Raw genomic sequence first — 17,247 nt, 5'->3', positions numbered from 1 at the left:
TTTTCAGTTGTCTCATGGAACCTCGCTATGCACATTCCCCTGTGTGAGAAAAAATTATCATGCTCGGTTTCATCTGTAATAATTTATGCCTTTATGCGGAAAACTCTTTGATTACAATGCTGCAAGCACATTGCTCAGGCGCTTATTTCAAAGTAAAAACAAGTTCGCTGATAAAAAATAAACAAAAACGTTAAGCGCCCTTAATTTTAAAGTTCCTGTTTTAAGATATACGTTTTGCACAAATATGCTATATTCAATTTGTAAAAAATTTATATGGCAGATATAAAGCTTGATAAGATAAGCACAAAGGCGCCGAAAAATTTTGAAAAAGAAAAGGTAAAGGCTGAGTTGCCTGCTATTTACCAGGAGCTTGATGCACTGCAAAATATTTTATATGCACAAAGCAAATATGCGGTGTTGATTGTTTTACAGGGAATGGACGCATCGGGAAAAGATGGGTTGATAAAAAATGTATTCAGCACTGTAAATCCGCAGGGCATAATGGTACAGTCTTATAAAGTGCCGACGGCAGAAGAATTGTCGCATGATTTCTTATGGCGCATCCATAAATATGCGCCGGCCAAAGGCATGATACAGGTATTTAACCGTTCGCATTATGAAGATATTCTGGTAACAAGGGTGCATAAAATGATTGATGATGCTACAGCAGCCAAAAGAATGAAGGCCATTAACGATTTTGAAAGCCTGCTCACCACCCATAACAATACCGTCATACTTAAATTTTACCTGCATGTTTCACAGGAAGAACAGCATACACGCCTTGAAGAAAGGATACGGGACAAAACAAAGCAGTGGAAATACAATGAACAGGATTTTAAGGAAGCGGCCTTAAGAAAAGAATACTTTAAAGCTTATGGAGACTGCTTTAAACATTGCAATAAAATCAAGTGGGTTATTGTGCCTTCCGACCAAAACTGGTATAAAGAATACCTTGTTGCAACAACCCTGCGCGATGTATTAAAAAAATTAAACATGCAATACCCGGGTATGAAAAAATAACATACACGATAGGTTGGCTGAAAGAAATAAACGCTATATATTCACAGTATCATATTAATTCTAAAACAACACATCTATGGGATTTCTAAAAGAATTTAAAGAATTTGCTGTAAAAGGCAACGTGGTTGACCTTGCAGTTGCCGTAATAATTGGCGGCGCATTTGGAAAAATCATTACCTCGCTGGTTGATGATATTATTACGCCGGCTATTTTAACTCCGGCTTTAAAAGCCGCAAATCTTGAAGATATCGCCCAGCTTAAATGGGGATCAGTGAAATATGGCAACTTTTTATCTGCGATTATAAGTTTTATCATTATTGCATTATGTTTGTTTTTGATTATTAAAGCAATAAATGCCACCAAAAATAAAGAAGAAGCCGCACCGGCCGCACCGCCGGCGCCATCTTCCACAGACCAGTTATTAATAGAGATCCGCGACGAACTGAAGAAAAAACCATAGCAAAAATTTACTTTATAAACTGTGTAAAACTTGCCTTCGCATTGTACCCTTCTCTGTTTACATTGCGGCAGTTTACACAGTTTATTTTTTAAAGAGCAGTTGTGAATACAGAAACTTATCAAATAAAATTACCGCAGTTTGAAGGGCCTTTCGACCTGCTGTTGTTTTTTATTGAGCGGGATGAACTGGATATTTATAATATACCCATTAGTAAAATAACCAAAGATTTTCTTGATTATATACACCATCAGGATAAACTGAATATTGAGTTAAGCAGTGAGTTCATCCTGTTTGTATCAACCTTAATGCGCATTAAGGCGAAAATGCTGCTGCCGCGCAAAGAATTAGATGCGGAAGGCAGGGAAATTGACCCGCGGCAGGAATTGGTTGATAAAATTCTCGAATACAAAAAATTCAAGGAAGCGGCAGTACAAATGGCGGAGATGGAAGCTGCGCGCCTGCTGATGATGAAGCGCGGCAACCTGCAGCGTGAACTTTCCCTGGTGGGTGAAGAAGCTGCAGACGGCACTGAAATTCAAACCATCACCCTGTTTCGTTTGATGAAGGCGTTTGAGCGCGTGGTAAAACGCATGAACGAGCGCAATAATAAGCCCGTTCATACGGTAATCCGCTATAATTATACAATAGAAGAAAGCCGCTCCTTCATGCTTGGCCTGGTTGAAAAGCAGAAAACCGTTTCATTCGAAAAGGTTTTTGAAATATGCGAAAACCGTATTCATGCTATTTTTCTTTTTCTTTCCCTGCTCGAACTGGTACAGCAGAATTATATGAATATGCTTACCGGTGAAGGCCGAAACAATTTTATCCTCGAATGGAACGAAGAAAGGGTGGAAGATCCGGCTGTTCAACCTGCAGAAGAACCTGTTTCCTGATTATGACTTATACTCCATTACCGGATGCCTCTCAAATGGATGCCTGCTTTCATCGAAGATATAACGATAGGTAACCATGCGGCGGCTTTGTACAGCACCCAGGCTTTTATAAATATTCACCATCTTAGGGTTCCAGTCGCCCGCCCATCCCATTTCGTAGCGGTCGTACCAATCGTTAGGCTGAATTAATAAACTGGCTTCATAGATCATAAAAGAGTCAATGCCCAATGCCTGGAATTTCGGAACAATGCCAAAAGCCACACCGGTAAAAATACGGCACCCGTGTTTTTTTTTCATCCATAATAAACGCAGTTTTTCAATGAGGCCAAGCCTGCCGTTGAAGTGTTTAAAATATTCATTAAGGTCGGGAATGTTAATCCACATAGCAATGGGCTCTTCTTTATAATAGGCAAACCAGATAATCCTTTCATCCATTATGGCTTTCATTTTATTAAAAAGCTTCATCACTTCTTTGGCCGTTATCTCTTTTGCTTCGCCGTGTTGCGCCCAGGCAGCATTATAGACCGTTGCAAATTCCTGCGCGTGTTTTTCAAGGTTTTTTATGCTTATGTGCCTTGCCGCATAGCCAGGTTTATTACTGAATTTTGCATAGCGTTCAGGAAAACGGTCAGAAAGTTTATCTTTAACGCCCATGGCATAGTAATACTGGTTATAGTAATTTTTAAACCCGTAATTTTCAAAAAGCTTTTCGTAATAAGCCGGGTTGTAAGACATACCGTACAGAGGCGGCCGCTCAAAGCCTTCCACCATCAAGCCCCACCATTTATCGCGGTCGCCAAAATTTACCGGGCCGTCCATGGCCTCCATACTCTTATTCTTCAGCCATTCCTTTGCGGCATCGAATAAAATTTTTGCAGCTTTATCATCATTAATGCAGTCAAAAAAGCCAACACAACCGGTTGCAAACTCAGTTCCTTTATTAATATATTTTTTATTGGTGAAAGCAGCTATACGGCCAATAGGACTATTGTTGCCATCTTTTAAAACCCAGCGCTTCGCTTCGCCATATTTAAAAGATTTGTTTTTCGAAGGATCGAACACATCATTAACCTCCTTATCCAACGGGCGTATATAGCCGGCATTATTCCGGTTTGCCAGTACGTTTGCCTTAATAAACGCCCTGGCTGTGGCGGCGTCCTGAACTTCAATTAATTGCATGTTGCGAATGTAATAAAAACAAAAAGACCGCCTGAAAAGGCGGTCTTTTTATAAGAATTATAGTTCAGCCATTATTGATCTGAAACCACGAATACTATGTTCTGTTTTTGGCGGTAAATAACATTACGCCCGTTCTGGATGGCGGGCTGCCACTTGGGGCCTTTCTTAATTACACGCACCGCTTCTGCACCGCATCCGTAACCCGGATCATTAAGCGCCTGTACTTCAGATATACTGCCATCTTTTGCCACAAGAAAAGAAACTGTAACGGTATATCTGCCTGCAGGGGCGCCATTATCGGCAGGCACCTGGCTGTTCAGGTTATGTGTAAGGTATTTACTCCAGTCGCCAGGGAACTTGGCTTCTACCTGCACGCTGGTGAACTCTTTATCATAATCTTCTGTAGCCACCTTAGGGGCTTCTACTTTACCTGTACCTTTTTCAACCGGGGCTTCAACCACATCAGACTTAACGCCTTCCTGGTTAAATGAGCCGATTTTGGTATCTTCCAGTTTTTCCTGTTCCGGTGGTTTTTCTTCTGGCTTTACCTCTTCGTCTTTTACAATTTTGGGCGGGGTAAATTTGGTAACCTGAACCTTCGGTGGCTCTTTGGGCGGCGGAGGCGGAGGTGGCGGCTCATTCTTCTTCTCCGGCTCTTTAATATCTTCCAAAACAACGTCTTTTACTTCCATTTGCTTTGGCTTGCCTTCATCAATTTTCTTGGCTATTACAGACCCAATGAAGATGAGCAGGCATACACCAAGCATAATGATAAGCGCCCTTACCATACGTTTGTTGTAGCTTTTTCTTAATTCATAAGCGCCATAAGCTTTATTCCTTCCATCAAAAAGGATGTCCAGGATATCGGCGCCCATTATTTTATTCGCTTCCATTTAAAAATAAAGTTTTAATTCATTAGATGCTTAATGCCCTCAATTTCCACAAACTTATTGCTTTGGCGGTACCGCTTCTCCTTCCGTTCTTCTCACATATTCATCTTCAACAGGAGAAATATCCACAACCGCATAGCGCTTAACCACATTGATACTCATTTCATCCAGAATATCAATGAAATTCTTGTATGTGCTTTCATCATTGGGTTTTATAACTACCACAAGATTGGTATCAGCCTGTTGCTTTTTATCTATTATGATTTTACGGATATCTTTAAAATTTGAAGCTTTAAAGTTTGACCCGTCGGGAGCCAGCTCCCCTTCATAATAAAATATGTTGTTATCTTTTCCCAGCAGAAGCGTTAATGCACCTGACTGCTTGATCTTATTCTGATCTTCATCCTTTACTTTATCGTCCGGCAAAGCAAGGCGCATGGCTGTTGGCTGGCTGATGGTTGTTGTAAACACGAAGAAAGTAATCAGCAAAAAACCGAGATCAACCATGGGTGTTAAGTCAACCCTCGTGGAAAGTTTCTTGCCTTTTTTGACGCCGGGGCCTTTTTTATGGCCGCCGCCCGAAGTATCCATTTCTGCCATAGCACAAATTATTTTAAATTAGTAATATTTTATTCTGCCGCTTCGCTGCCTTTCTTACTCATATTCAACTTGTACAAGTCAGTACCTTCAGGAACGTTAGACGGATTTGTAACCATCTGAAATTTAAACTGTTCATTCTTTTTAAAAGCGGTAAGCACGTTTTTAAAAACAGGGTATTTGGCTACATTGTCGCCTTTTACGATCAAATCCATTTTTGAGCCCTGGTAGGCAGCCACTGCTGCCCGTATCCATTCTGTTAACTGGTTATTTGTCGTATCCTGCGCAGGAATACCTGAGGGCAGATTTTTTGCAGTGATCTGCTCGTTGCTCAAACCGGCCTGTTGCTTCAGCTGTACAAAAGGAACGCCAATAAAAGGCTGTTTTACCAGCTTGTCCACTTCTTCGTTTGTAAGCCCGAGATTATTCCTTTGGTTGATGTCCTGGATCATTGTCTGTTTCTTGGTTCTGTCTTCTGCATTATCGCTCACAGACAAATAGACTTTACCATTCTTATCCAAAGAAATCATTACAACGTTTGCATCCGGCACAAACTTATTGGCAACAGATGTTGGCGTTGAAATGGGCACAGCCTCTGAAGGTTTTGGCTTGGTTGTTAAAATGAAGAAAGAAAGAAGCAAAAATGCCACATCGCACATCGCCGTCATGTCAACAATCGTACTCTTTCTTGCAATTTTCGGTCTTGACATTGTATGTAATTTAATTTATGATAAGTATAAGATGCTTTTGAACAAAAATTCCATAAACCTCTTATTGCTTATCTGTAATTAGACGCAAAACTCTGTGTTAATGTGAAGCCGGATTCATCAATACCAAAAGTGATCGCATCAATTCTTGTGGTAAACACATTATACATAATAATTGATACGGCAGAAGTGCCAATGCCCAATGCCGTATTATACAAGGCTTCAGAAATACCCTGTGACAGGTGTGAAGATGCATCTGCACCACCTGTTTCAGCCAGAGAAGCAAATGAACGTATCATACCAATTACCGTTCCCAGCAAACCCAGCAGGGTGGCTACCGAAGCGATGGTGGAAAGGAATACCAGGTTCTTTTCAAGCATAGGCAATTCAAGCGACGTAGCTTCTTCCACTTCTTTCTGAATATTTAAAACTTTTTGCTCGGTAGTTAATTCCGTATTGCTGATCATTTCCTTGTACTTACGCAAACCGGCCTTCATTACATTGCCCACTGAGCCTTTTTGCTTATCGCAGGCCGCAATAGCTTTATCAACATCTTTATTGGCAAGATTATACTGTACAGAGCGTATAAATTCAGCAATATTGCCAGTGCCTTTAGCTTTTGTAACAGTAAGTAAACGCTCAATTACAAAAGTTACTACTGTAAGAAAACAACCTATCAGAATAGGTACGATAATACCACCAAGATACATACGAGACAATGATGTGGTAGGCCCTTGATGATCTGGCCAGAAACCGCCGCTTTTATCCGGTTGCGTAAAGTTTGCATCACTACCTATCACAAAGCGCCAGATAATGTATCCAAGAATAATACAGGTAAGGGGTGCAAGCCATGAAATAGAGTTACGAGATCTTTTGGGTTGCACTGAGGTAGCGCTCTTTGCTGCTGCTGTAGCAGTTGGTCTTGTTTCAGCCATAACAAAATTGATTTTAAATTTTTAAACTTTTTGTTTTTCGTTTTATACTTAAAAATTTTTTTCGACTGCACATTGCTTCAAAGCAATCAGCATAATTGTGCACTCAAATGGGGTTGTAAATTAGTTAAATTCTTTAAAGCACCAAGTTTTCGCAATTTTATTTTTAAATTTTTTAATGTAGCTCATTATCCGGTTGTCATTCCATATAGCCAATCCATCTGCTTTTATAACCACTGAACAGCAATTTTATCTGGCCGGAATGATTAATTGAAGAACAACAGCTCTTAAATACAGGATTACAGCAAACCCAATCTTTGCAGGCGCTAAAAAAATAACTTGGCCGCAATTGCGGCTATCGAATAAATGCAGGAAACAATAAAAATGCCTTTGGCCGTTTCATCGCGGCGCGTATTAAGACAGAGGGTAAGCAATACAATATTCGCAAAAAGCGCAAACGTTGAAATGGCGGACAAGATCGTTTTCTGTGAGAAGATAACATGCATGAAATCACCAATTGAAAATGTGGGATAAAACTTCCAGAAGTAATATCCCAGCACGCCGAACACGGGCACTATAATGCCAAGAATAATCCCCCATAAAAATGAATTTTTCTTCAAAGCTTCCGGGTTAAGACTTTCTGCAATTTGGTTTTCAGTTCATAATTAGTAAGATCAAACTGTACCGGCACTACACTTACATAATTATTTTCCAAAGCCCATACATCTGTATCTTTTCCTTTATCAAAATTTTGAAATTCGCCGGTTAGCCAGTAATATTTTTTTCCATGCGGGTCATGGCGCTCATCGAAGCGCTCTTCATATTTGGCATAAGCCTGGCGGCAAACTTTTAATCCTTTCAGTAACTCTTTTGGCACAGGCGGGATGTTTACATTTAAACAAAGGTGTTTATCCACGCTTTTGCTGATAAGCTGTTTAACCAAGAGGTGTGCATAGTAAGCAGCGCCTGTAAAATCAGCTTCAATACTATAATCCAGCAAAGAAAACCCAATACTTGGAATGCTTTCAATAGATGCTTCCAGGGCGGCGCTCATGGTGCCGGAATAAATTACATTGATGGAATGGTTGGCGCCATGGTTAATGCCGCTTAAACAAATATCAGGTTTTCTGTGCAGCACTTTATCTACGGCAAGCTTTACACAATCCACCGGTGTGCCGCTGCATTGATGCGCTTCAATATCGCCAAAAGTTTCTACCGCAGTCAACCGCAGCGGATGGCCTATGGTTATGGCGTGGCCCATGCCGCTTTGCGGCTTATCCGGCGCTACCACTACAACTTTCCCCAGGTCTTTTACAGCACTGGTAAGCGCTTTTATGCCGGGCGCTGTAACGCCATCATCGTTTGTAATAAGAATAACCGGTTTTTCTTTTCCTGAATGTTTTTCTTTTGCCATAAAAAGAAACGCAAGATAAAATATGTTTAAGGTTTAAAAGTTTAATATTGAAGCAGGTTATATAAAACAAAGCAACCCCGAAAAATTCCGGGGTTGTTTCTATATCAGTTAAAAAGATAAACCGCTATTTGCTGTACTGCGGAATCAGGCCTTTTGCCAGTTCCACCATTTCCTTTATGCCATCTTCAGGCAAATTACCTTTTTTAAATTCAGCCAAAACGTTAGGCAGTTTATTTTCCATCTCCATTAAGAAATGATCTTCAAAAGCTTTTACATTTCTAACTGCTACACCCTGCAGCAAACCCTGCGTTCCGAGATAAATGATCGCTACCTGCTTTTCTACCGGGAACGGGGAAAACTGGGGCTGCTTCAATATTTCCACGTTGCGGGCGCCTTTGTCAATAACCAGTTTGGTTGCCGCATCAAGGTCGCCGCCGAATTTAGAAAAAGCTTCCAGCTCACGGTATTGCGCCTGGTCGAGCTTTAATGTGCCAGCCACCTTTTTCATGGATTTGATCTGCGCGTTACCACCCACACGGCTCACAGAAATACCTACGTTAATAGCCGGGCGGATGCCAGCGTTAAACAAATTACCTTCAAGAAAGATCTGCCCGTCGGTAATAGAGATCACATTAGTTGGGATATAAGCAGATACGTCGCCGGCCTGTGTTTCAATAATAGGCAATGCTGTTAAAGAGCCGCCGCCCTTTACCAGGTGTTTGATGTTATCGGGCAGGTCGTTCATTTCACTTGCTACCTTATCATTGCTGATAACCTTTGCGGCACGCTCCAGCAAACGGCTATGTAAATAAAATACATCGCCCGGGTAAGCTTCCCGGCCGGGAGGGCGGCGCAGCAATAATGATACTTCGCGGTAAGCCACCGCCTGTTTTGAAAGATCATCGTAAATGATCAATGCAGGCCTTCCGGTATCGCGGAAGAATTCACCGATGGCTGCACCGGCAAACGGAGCATAAAACTGCTGGGGAGCAGGATCGCTGGCAGAAGCAGCGACGATGGTTGTATAAGCCATTGCGCCATTATCTTCCAGCGTCTTCATTATACCGGCAATGGTAGATGCTTTCTGCCCGATAGCAACATATATGCAATAAACAGGTTTGCCTGCTTCATAAAACTCTTTCTGGTTAATGATGGTATCAATACAGATAGCCGTTTTGCCGGTCTGGCGGTCGCCGATAACCAACTCACGCTGGCCGCGGCCGATCGGTATCATGGCGTCTATGGCTTTAATACCTGTTTGCAAAGGTTCTTTTACAGGCTCACGGTAAATAACACCCGGCGCTTTACGCTCCAATGGCATTTCATACAGTTCGCCTTTAACAGGGCCTTTGCCATCAATAGGTTCGCCAAGGGTATTGATCACACGGCCAACAAGGCCTTCACCCACCTTTATAGAAGCGATCTTGCCGGTGCGTTTTGCCTTTGAACCTTCTCTTATATTTTCCTGCTCTCCCATTAATACCACACCCACATTGTCTTCTTCCAGGTTAAGGGCAATTGCTTTTACGCCGTTCTCAAACTCAACGAGCTCACCGCTGCGCACGTTATTCAGGCCATAGATGCGGGCAATACCATCGCCTACCTGCAATACGGTGCCAACTTCCTCAAGGTCTGCCGCTGCATTAAAATTGCTTAGCTGCTGCCTCAATATTTCTGATATTTCATCAGGTTTTATTTCAACCATAGTACCCCCACCCCCTAAAGGGGAGTATTTTTTAATTTTTTATAAAATAATTTTTACCAACTAAGTTTTATGTATGATAAAGTAAGGTAGCTCACTTCTCCCTTTAGGGCAGGGGCTTCCTCTATCTAATATGCTGAACAAATACATTCCTCTCCCTGAATTGTTTTGATATATCCTTTAAATCCCGCAGAACAGATGCATCAACCAGGTTATTATTAAACTCCAGCACAAATCCACCGATGAGCGCATCATTTACTTTCGTTTCCAGTTCCACATTCGGCAGATTTGCTTCCCGTTTTACCTTATCAATAATTGAGCTTTTAAGATCGTCGCTAATAGCCACTGCCGTTGTAAGCTTTACTTTATAAATCCCCTTTATTTTATTGTATTGTTCAATAAACGCATCTATAATTTCAGGCAGGTCTTCTTCGCGGCCTTTGGCAATTACAAGCTTGACGAACTTATCCGTCAGTTCAGAGATTTTATCCCTGGCTATAGCATCAATAACAGCCCGTTTCTTTGCAGGCACAATTATCGGGCTGCGCAGCATATTGCAGAAATCACGGCTTGCTTTGCACAATTGCTTTAAAAATTGCATATCGGCAAAAGAAGCCTCCAACTGGTCTCTCTCAACGGAAAGATCAATCAGGCTCTTTGCATATCTTGCTGCTAAACGTGGATTAGGCATTTTGTAAGCTTTCAGCTATGAGCTATCGGCTGCCAGCCCACAGCTCATAGCTATTCTTTAATTCAACTTTACTTCGTCTGTTAATTGCTTAATATAGTTTTCCTGCTTTTGCTTATCGCTAAGCTCTTTACGTAAAACCTTTTCGGCCACTTCAATCACAAGTTTGCCCACATTGTTCTTAAGCTCGGTAAGCACAGCATTTTTCTGCAGTTCAATGGCAGTCTGGGCATCGGCCAGGATTTTATCGTATTCCGTTTTTGCTTTTTCTTTTGCGTCTGCAATCATCTTGTCAGAAGCATGCCTTGCATCCTTTATCAGGCTGGCCCTTTCTTCACGCGCCTGCGCCAGCAAAGCCTCGTGCTCACTTTTCATCTGCGCCATTTCTGCTTTAATCTTTTCAGCAGACGCCAATGAATCGGCAATGGTTTTTTCGCGTTCGCCCAAGCCACTGATAATAGCAGGCCAGGCAAATTTTTTTAAAACAAAGAATACAACCAGGAATGCCAACAGCGTCCAAACTATCAATCCTAAACCCGGAGTAAGTAACTGCATAAAATCAATTTAAATATGGAGACAGCCCGTTATGAACAAGGCATTACATTGTTTAAAAAACTGCATTACTTAAAACTCGAACAATGCAGTGATTATAATCAGAGGATCATTGCCAGGAAGCCAACGATAACGCCGAACAGGGCAACACCTTCTACCAATGCGGCAGTAAGGATCATGTTAGCCCGAATATCGTTTGAAGCTTCAGGCTGGCGTGCAATTGACTCAACGGCACCTTTACCAATCTGACCGATACCAATACCTGCCCCAATAGCGGCTAATCCTGCGCCGATAGCGCCGCCGGCATTTGCTGTAGCCTCAAGTAAAATAACATTCATTAAATCCATAATTGTTGTTTATATTGATTAAAAATTTAAACGATTACTGCTTCGTCATGATGGTCCACATCATCATGACTGCCTTCAAATGCCTGGCCTATGAAAACCGCTGTAAGGTTTGTAAATATGTAAGCTTGCAGAAAGGCAACCAATACTTCAATAAAATAAATAAATATGGTAAACGCTACTGACAGCGGGCTGGCGCCCCAGCCTGCAGCAGCACTTAAGCCGGCAAAAATAAAGATGAGCGAAATAAGGCATATAATTAATATATGCCCTGCAATCATGTTTGCAAAAAGACGAATCATTAATGCTATCGGCTTAATAAATATACCTAGTATTTCAACCGGTATCAGAATGAATTTTACGCCAAGCGGTACGCCCGGAGGCCAGAAAATATGGCCCCAGTAATGCGAATTGGTGCTGGCCATTATTACTACAAAAGAAATGGCAGCCAGCACTAAAGTAAAAGCAATATTGCCCGTAACGTTTGCCGTGCCCGGAATTAGCCCCACCAGGTTATTAATAAGGATGAAAAAGAATACCGTTAACAGGTAAGGAAGGTATTTTTTATATTTTTTCTCCCCAAGGCAAGGCTTGGCCAGTTCATCTATTACAAAAATAATAACCGGCTCAAGAAGGCTCTGGCTCCCTTTAGGTGCAGAAGTAACGCCAATTCCTTTTTTGTAGTTGTTGGCAACAGCAATCATTACCCAGGCTAACAGGGTTAATGCTATAATCATTTGCACAACATTCCTGGTAAGCGAAAAATCGTACACTTTAACAGCTTCATCAACCTGGCCGTTTTCATTAACTGCCACAATCTGACCATCGTGATATTTGGCTGCCGGAAGGTTTTCTTCTTCAATAGTTTTAGCCGTTAAAACCCTGTAGCCTTTATATTCATGTTCGCCATGGTGAAATTTGGAAAACATGAAAGCTGATACGCCCCTTTGCGGAGAATATAATATTACAGGAAGCGGAATTGCAAAATCATGCTCCCCGCCATCGCTGCCTTCAAAAGAAAAGAAATGAAATTCATGTGCATCCAGCACGTGCCCGAAAATAACTTCATTGGCATCGAAGCCTTTTTTTTCCTCTTTCTTAACATCCTGTTCCGTTTCAGGCAGTTCTTCTTGTGCAAATACTGAAATTGAAAAAAGCAAGCAAAAAACGCTGAAACCCGCTACCAGTAAAGATTTTACGCATTTTAAGGTCATAATGGCCTGTCAAATTTTGCGCAAATATACAGCGTTGCATCTAAATAATGAAACGAGTTTGGGAACTTAAAAAATAAAGAAAATAATTTACCTGGCCTTCCGTTTGCAGCGCCGGCAGCCGCCACAGGAAATTAATGCAATGCATAGCGGCACTTCTTGCAGTTGTGTTAGATTTGCCTTGTGAGCCTCTCATTAAAAATCACTTTTCTTGGCACCGGCACAAGCTCAGGCGTTCCTATGATTGGGTGCAATTGCGCTGTTTGCACTTCAACTGATCCTAAGGACAAACGCCTGCGCAGCAGTATTTTAATAGAATCTGCCACCACAACGATTGTGGTGGATACCACGCCCGATTTCCGCTGCCAGATGCTGCGCATTCACAATACAAAGCTGGATGCTGTGCTTTTTACCCATCCGCACAAAGACCATACGGCCGGGCTGGATGATGTGCGCGCTTATAATTTCTTTCAGCATAAACCCATGGATGTTTTTGCCAATTCATTAACCGCTGAAGCCCTGATGCGGGAATTTGCTTATGCTTTTGCCGACAAAAAATACCCGGGCGTGCCCCAGATAAACCTGCATACAATTGACGAATCGCCACTTAAAATAGGCGATATACCTGTACAGCCCTTTACCGTTTGGCATTATAAAATGCCTGTTTTTGGATATAAGTTTGGGAATTTTACCTACATTACAGACGCAAATAGAATGGAAGAAGAAGTAAAGGCATTGATAAAAGCTTCTGACATGCTTGTGGTGAATGCGCTTAGAAAAGAACAGCATATTTCTCATTTTACCTTAAACGAAGCGATTGAGCTGGTGGAAGAATTAAAGATACCCAGGGCATATTTCACACACATCAGCCACCAGCTTGGCAAATATGAAGACATAGAGAAAACCCTGCCACCCGGCATTCATCTTGCTTATGACAAGCTTACATTTATTATATGATCCCAAAACATAAACCCAATGAAAAAAATCCCTGGAAAGAATGGTTCGTCTTCACCAGGCGCGACAGGAATGCTGCTTTCATTTTGCTCGCCATTCTTGCCATCATCATAGTGCTGCCCTGGTTTTTGCCTTCGGAGAAGCTGGATATGCATGTGGATGCGACATTACAGGCTGAATTAGACAAATACAGAAACGACAGTGCGCCTGAAAGTGCCCGGCCTTTTTACGCTGCTGCCAATTATGCTGATACTTCGGAAACCGATACAGCAACACATGAATTATTTTATTTTGATCCGAATACTTTGAGTGAAGGCGGGTTTATACAACTTGGCCTTTCACCTAAAACAGCGCATACTATTATAAATTACCGGGGCAAGGGCGGCCATTTTAAAACGCCGGAAGACATTCGCAAAATTTACAGCCTTTCAAAAGCTGATGCAGACAGAATTGTACCATACATACGCATTGCAGCAGCCAATAAGCAAACAACCCCGGCAGCCGAAAAAGCCCAAACCTCCAATGAGCCAAAGCCGCCTTACCGGGGCAGCCAATTAAAGAAAACAGAAATTAACGCAGCCGCTGCTGAAGACTGGAAGGCCTTTCCGGGAATTGGCGATGTGCTGGCCAACCGCATTATAAAATTCAGGGCAAGCATTGGCGGGTTTAAATCCGTTGACCAGGTGGCAAAAACGTATGGCCTCAGCGACAGCGTTTTTCAACTGATTAAACCCTATCTCTATATGAAGCATTAAAAATTCGCCGGCAGAAAAATAATTTCAGCAATTACAATCCTATCTTATAGCTTTACGCTAACAAATGTTAGCTTTTATGAGTTTTGCGACCGACGAAATAGCAGAGCAGGTAAGAACGCTTGCCCGGGATTTTGCCAGCCGGCATATCAAACCCTATATAATGCAATGGGACGAAGCGCAAACCTTTCCTGCGGAAACATTTCATGAAATGGGAAAACTTGGTTTAATGGGTGTTTTGGTACCGGAAGTATATGGCGGTTCAGGCCTGAATTATGCAGCATATAAGGTTGTGATAGAAGAAATATCAAAGGTGTGCGGCTCTATAGGATTAAGTCTTGCAGCGCATAATTCCCTTTGCACCAGTCATATTCTTTTATTTGGCAAGGAAGAGCAGAAGCGAAAGTATTTGCCGCTTCTTGCATCGGGAGAATGGATCGGCGCCTGGGGCTTGACGGAAGCCAGCACGGGCAGCGATGCCGGCAATATGCAATGCACCGCAAAAAAAGAAGGCAATACCTGGATACTGAACGGCGCCAAATCGTGGATAACTCATGGAAAAAGCAGCCAGGTTGCCGTGGTAATTGCAAGAACCGGTGAACCGGGAACGAGAAATAATACTACGGCATTTGTGGTTGAGCGCGGCACACCTGGTTTCTCCGGCGGTAAAAAAGAAAATAAGCTCGGCATGCGCGCCAGCGAAACGGCTGAAATGATATTTGACAATTGTATTATTCCTGATGAAAACCGGCTGGGCAATGTGGGGGAAGGTTTTAAACAATCCATGCAGGTGCTGGATGGCGGCAGAATCTCTATAGCCTGCCTTTCAGTAGGCATTGCAAAAGGCGCTTTTGAGGCGGCGGCAAAATACAGTAAAGAGCGGCGCCAGTTCGGCCAGCCTATTTGCAATTTCCAGGGCATTGGTTTTAAAATTGCCGATATGGCAACCGAAATTGACGCTGCAGAGCTTTTGATTATGCGCGCCTGCGAACTTAAAGATCAGCATAAAAAAGTTACCCGCGAAGCGGCGATGGCAAAATATTATGCCAGCGAAGTGGCCGTAAAAGTTGCCACGGAAGCTATACAGATTTTTGGCGGCAACGGCTATACAAAAGAATTCCCGGTTGAAAAATTTTACCGCGACGCCAAGCTTTGCACCATTGGCGAAGGCACATCTGAAATTCAGAAGATTGTTATTGCAAGAGAAACGTTGAATGGGTTTTGATTGAAACGTTTTACAACGCTGATGAAGCATTTTCTGCAGAAAAAATTTTTAAAATTACGAAATTATCGTAATTTTACGAAAACTTCGTAGAGTGAAAACCTCACAGTTCAGGAGGAGCAGGGCATTACAAACGGTTTTCCAAATAGGAAAAGGTAATCATTGGCATAACATGCATCTCACAACTTATGCCGGGCTCACTTTAAATAATATTTTCATTTCATAAAAACTTACGTTATGATATTCTTTTTTCAATACCTGCTCAGGCTATCAATAAGTTTTGCAGTTATGTATTTGTTTTATGCAATGTTTTTGCGCAGACTTACATTCTATACCCACAATCGCTGGTATTTAATGGGTTATTCGTTGTTATGTTTTATCATTCCGATGATAAACATTCCTTCACTCTCTTCAGCGCTGCAACAAAACGAAGCACCCATAATAAATACAACTATTGTGCACATGATTCCGGACATTTCAATTACAGCAGCTACTGAAACGCAGCTACCACGCAGGGTTGATGTGTATCAGGTTATTGCATGGATACTTTTTACAGGCATTTCAATAATGCTGCTGCGATTGTTAATGCAACTATTGGCTTATAAAAAACTGGCAGGTCGCGCAAAAATTATTTCAAACAATAATTCGGTTAAATTATACCATATAGATAAAGATACTGTGCCTTTCTCTTTCGGTAATTCGATTTTTATTAATCAGAATTTGTATGATGAAGCAGCGCTGAAAGAAATTCTTCAGCATGAACTGGCGCACGTTAAACAAAAACACACAATTGATATTTTGTGGGGCGAAATATTGTGCGCATTGAATTGGTACAATCCTTTTGTATGGTTGATACGTAAAGCTATCCGTGTGAACCTTGAATTTATTGCCGATGATAAAGTAGTGCAAAGCGGCACTAACAAACAAGCGTACCAATATTTATTGCTGCAGGTAATGGGCAATAACAATCTTTCCATCACTAATAATTTTAATTTTTCTTCACTTAAAAAACGTATCACCATGATGAATAAAATTAAATCGGCAAAAATTCATTTGGTTAAATTTTTATTTTTAATTCCATTGCTCGGCCTGTTACTGGTTTCTTTCAGAGATGTAATAAAAACAAGCCAGAAGCCCAATAACATCACGGTTTCGGGAGTTGTGGTTAATGCACAAACTTACCAGCCGTTAAGCAATGTATTGCTGGCAGATAGTATTAATCATGTTAATGTAATAGCTGATGACAAAGGATTTTATTCATTTAAAATAACTCCTGACAACGGTATGAAATGGAAATATTCATTAAGTATTACTAAGGAGGGATTTGAAAATTTCGTTGCTTCAGCTTCAGGAATTGTCAAAAATGAAAAGGCATATTCCGTTATTGCCAATATGGGTTTAAGCCCTTTGAACACCGCCCGCTCTGACGTTAATCCTTTTGCAGCTACAAGCAATTATACTGGCCTTGAAGCCAGTTACGAAGACATAATGAAAGAACTGCGCAGGGCAAAACAAGATTTTGAAGGGGATGCATCGGAAAACGCAAATGCCATACAAATAGAAAAAGAGGCAGCGTTGGAAGGGCTTGTTGTAATTCAAAAAGAAAATGCTGTTTATATTTTCAAAAGCGATGGCTGGAATTCTTATGATATGTTTAATCCCATGATTTATGTGGATGGGAAATTGATGACAATTGATGAAATTAATGCTGCTTATTCTAAAAAAGATGT

19 protein-coding genes are annotated in these 17,247 nt (G+C 41.5%); 7 read left to right on the top strand and 12 right to left on the bottom strand.

Going from position 1 to position 17,247, the window contains the following annotated elements:
* The first annotated feature begins 273 nt into the window (after window positions 1-273).
* The 3 genes from QM629_RS18005 (at window position 274) to QM629_RS17995 (ending at window position 2,373) form a co-directional block, all read left to right on the top strand.
* Window positions 274-1,020, top strand: a complete 747-nt coding sequence (locus QM629_RS18005; protein ID WP_415161286.1) for a PPK2 family polyphosphate kinase — start codon at window positions 274-276, stop codon at window positions 1,018-1,020.
* Window positions 1,021-1,096: 76 nt separating this feature from the next.
* A complete protein-coding gene (gene mscL, locus QM629_RS18000; RefSeq protein ID WP_415161285.1) occupies window positions 1,097-1,480 on the top strand; it encodes a large conductance mechanosensitive channel protein MscL in 384 nt (127 codons plus the stop codon).
* A gap of 101 nt (window positions 1,481-1,581) precedes the next feature.
* On the top strand, window positions 1,582-2,373 hold the full coding sequence (locus QM629_RS17995; protein ID WP_415161284.1) for a segregation and condensation protein A: 792 nt from the start codon (window positions 1,582-1,584) through the stop codon (window positions 2,371-2,373).
* Here QM629_RS17995 and QM629_RS17990 read toward each other — a convergent pair whose 3' ends face one another.
* The 12 genes from QM629_RS17990 to atpB all read right to left on the bottom strand — a co-directional run bounded on the left by QM629_RS17990 (window position 2,374) and on the right by atpB (window position 12,592).
* Window positions 2,374-3,552, bottom strand: a complete 1,179-nt coding sequence (locus QM629_RS17990; RefSeq protein ID WP_415161283.1) for a hypothetical protein — start codon at window positions 3,550-3,552, stop codon at window positions 2,374-2,376. It abuts the gene before it with no gap.
* A gap of 71 nt (window positions 3,553-3,623) precedes the next feature.
* A complete protein-coding gene (locus QM629_RS17985) occupies window positions 3,624-4,445 on the bottom strand; it encodes an energy transducer TonB (protein WP_415161282.1) in 822 nt (273 codons plus the stop codon).
* Window positions 4,446-4,499: 54 nt separating this feature from the next.
* Window positions 4,500-5,042: an ExbD/TolR family protein gene (locus QM629_RS17980; RefSeq protein ID WP_415161281.1), complete on the bottom strand. Its 543-nt coding sequence runs from the start codon at window positions 5,040-5,042 to the stop codon at window positions 4,500-4,502.
* A gap of 29 nt (window positions 5,043-5,071) precedes the next feature.
* Entirely contained in the window at window positions 5,072-5,749 is a 678-nt protein-coding gene (locus tag QM629_RS17975) for an ExbD/TolR family protein (protein ID WP_415161280.1), read from the bottom strand.
* A 68-nt stretch (window positions 5,750-5,817) separates the two neighbouring features.
* A complete protein-coding gene (locus tag QM629_RS17970; RefSeq protein ID WP_415161279.1) occupies window positions 5,818-6,681 on the bottom strand; it encodes a MotA/TolQ/ExbB proton channel family protein in 864 nt (287 codons plus the stop codon).
* A gap of 323 nt (window positions 6,682-7,004) precedes the next feature.
* The gene (locus tag QM629_RS17965) at window positions 7,005-7,298 is read right to left on the bottom strand and encodes a hypothetical protein (protein ID WP_415161278.1); all 294 of its coding nucleotides are present in this window, start codon (window positions 7,296-7,298) and stop codon (window positions 7,005-7,007) included.
* Window positions 7,295-8,092, bottom strand: a complete 798-nt coding sequence (gene surE, locus QM629_RS17960; protein ID WP_415161277.1) for a 5'/3'-nucleotidase SurE — start codon at window positions 8,090-8,092, stop codon at window positions 7,295-7,297. The genes QM629_RS17965 and surE overlap by 4 nt, the downstream gene beginning before the upstream one ends.
* Before the next feature lie 124 nt (window positions 8,093-8,216).
* The gene (atpA, locus tag QM629_RS17955; protein ID WP_415161276.1) at window positions 8,217-9,797 is read right to left on the bottom strand and encodes a F0F1 ATP synthase subunit alpha; all 1,581 of its coding nucleotides are present in this window, start codon (window positions 9,795-9,797) and stop codon (window positions 8,217-8,219) included.
* A gap of 121 nt (window positions 9,798-9,918) precedes the next feature.
* Window positions 9,919-10,485, bottom strand: coding sequence for an ATP synthase F1 subunit delta (gene atpH, locus QM629_RS17950; RefSeq protein ID WP_415161275.1), 567 nt, complete (start codon window positions 10,483-10,485; stop codon window positions 9,919-9,921).
* A 57-nt stretch (window positions 10,486-10,542) separates the two neighbouring features.
* A complete protein-coding gene (gene atpF, locus QM629_RS17945) occupies window positions 10,543-11,037 on the bottom strand; it encodes a F0F1 ATP synthase subunit B (protein WP_415161274.1) in 495 nt (164 codons plus the stop codon).
* Between the two features lie 98 nt (window positions 11,038-11,135).
* Window positions 11,136-11,381: an ATP synthase F0 subunit C gene (gene atpE, locus QM629_RS17940; protein ID WP_090654167.1), complete on the bottom strand. Its 246-nt coding sequence runs from the start codon at window positions 11,379-11,381 to the stop codon at window positions 11,136-11,138.
* Between the two features lie 26 nt (window positions 11,382-11,407).
* Complete coding sequence (gene atpB, locus QM629_RS17935) at window positions 11,408-12,592, bottom strand: F0F1 ATP synthase subunit A (protein ID WP_415161273.1); 1,185 nt, start codon at window positions 12,590-12,592, stop codon at window positions 11,408-11,410.
* Window positions 12,593-12,772: 180 nt separating this feature from the next.
* Here atpB and QM629_RS17930 point away from each other — a divergent pair, with 180 nt between their 5' ends.
* The 4 genes from QM629_RS17930 to QM629_RS17915 all read left to right on the top strand — a co-directional run.
* Window positions 12,773-13,546: an MBL fold metallo-hydrolase gene (locus QM629_RS17930; protein ID WP_415161272.1), complete on the top strand. Its 774-nt coding sequence runs from the start codon at window positions 12,773-12,775 to the stop codon at window positions 13,544-13,546.
* Window positions 13,543-14,298 carry a ComEA family DNA-binding protein gene (locus tag QM629_RS17925; protein WP_415161271.1) on the top strand — a complete coding sequence of 252 codons (756 nt, stop codon included), beginning with the start codon at window positions 13,543-13,545 and terminating at the stop codon, window positions 14,296-14,298. Before QM629_RS17930 ends, QM629_RS17925 begins: the two co-directional genes overlap by 4 nt.
* 76 nt (window positions 14,299-14,374) lie before the next feature.
* On the top strand, window positions 14,375-15,520 hold the full coding sequence (locus QM629_RS17920; RefSeq protein ID WP_415161270.1) for an acyl-CoA dehydrogenase family protein: 1,146 nt from the start codon (window positions 14,375-14,377) through the stop codon (window positions 15,518-15,520).
* A gap of 234 nt (window positions 15,521-15,754) precedes the next feature.
* A partial coding sequence (locus QM629_RS17915) for a M56 family metallopeptidase (protein WP_415161269.1) occupies window positions 15,755-17,247 on the top strand: 1,493 nt, incomplete at its 3' end.

Origin of the sequence: Parafilimonas sp., assembly GCF_047606085.1 — a bacterium.
GTDB lineage: Bacteria > Bacteroidota > Bacteroidia > Chitinophagales > Chitinophagaceae > Parafilimonas.
The sequence above is the reverse complement of the archived record's forward strand: the minus strand, read 5'-3'. Positions and strand labels throughout refer to the sequence as shown.

Bases quoted from the DNA above. Each gene is read 5' to 3' on its own strand.
- QM629_RS17925 (WP_415161271.1), top strand. From the start codon at position 13,543: ATGATCCCAAAACATAAACCCAATGAAAAAAATCCCTGGAAAGAATGG.
- QM629_RS17980 (WP_415161281.1), bottom strand. From the start codon at position 5,042: ATGGCAGAAATGGATACTTCGGGCGGCGGCCATAAAAAAGGCCCCGGC.
- QM629_RS17985 (WP_415161282.1), bottom strand. From the start codon at position 4,445: ATGGAAGCGAATAAAATAATGGGCGCCGATATCCTGGACATCCTTTTT.
- atpE (WP_090654167.1), bottom strand. From the start codon at position 11,381: ATGGATTTAATGAATGTTATTTTACTTGAGGCTACAGCAAATGCCGGC.
- surE (WP_415161277.1), bottom strand. From the start codon at position 8,092: ATGGCAAAAGAAAAACATTCAGGAAAAGAAAAACCGGTTATTCTTATT.
- atpB (WP_415161273.1), bottom strand. From the start codon at position 12,592: ATGACCTTAAAATGCGTAAAATCTTTACTGGTAGCGGGTTTCAGCGTT.
- atpF (WP_415161274.1), bottom strand. From the start codon at position 11,037: ATGCAGTTACTTACTCCGGGTTTAGGATTGATAGTTTGGACGCTGTTG.
- QM629_RS17970 (WP_415161279.1), bottom strand. From the start codon at position 6,681: ATGGCTGAAACAAGACCAACTGCTACAGCAGCAGCAAAGAGCGCTACC.
- atpH (WP_415161275.1), bottom strand. From the start codon at position 10,485: ATGCCTAATCCACGTTTAGCAGCAAGATATGCAAAGAGCCTGATTGAT.
- QM629_RS17920 (WP_415161270.1), top strand. From the start codon at position 14,375: ATGAGTTTTGCGACCGACGAAATAGCAGAGCAGGTAAGAACGCTTGCC.
- QM629_RS17975 (WP_415161280.1), bottom strand. From the start codon at position 5,749: ATGTCAAGACCGAAAATTGCAAGAAAGAGTACGATTGTTGACATGACG.
- atpA (WP_415161276.1), bottom strand. From the start codon at position 9,797: ATGGTTGAAATAAAACCTGATGAAATATCAGAAATATTGAGGCAGCAG.
- QM629_RS18005 (WP_415161286.1), top strand. From the start codon at position 274: ATGGCAGATATAAAGCTTGATAAGATAAGCACAAAGGCGCCGAAAAAT.
- mscL (WP_415161285.1), top strand. From the start codon at position 1,097: ATGGGATTTCTAAAAGAATTTAAAGAATTTGCTGTAAAAGGCAACGTG.
- QM629_RS17990 (WP_415161283.1), bottom strand. From the start codon at position 3,552: ATGCAATTAATTGAAGTTCAGGACGCCGCCACAGCCAGGGCGTTTATT.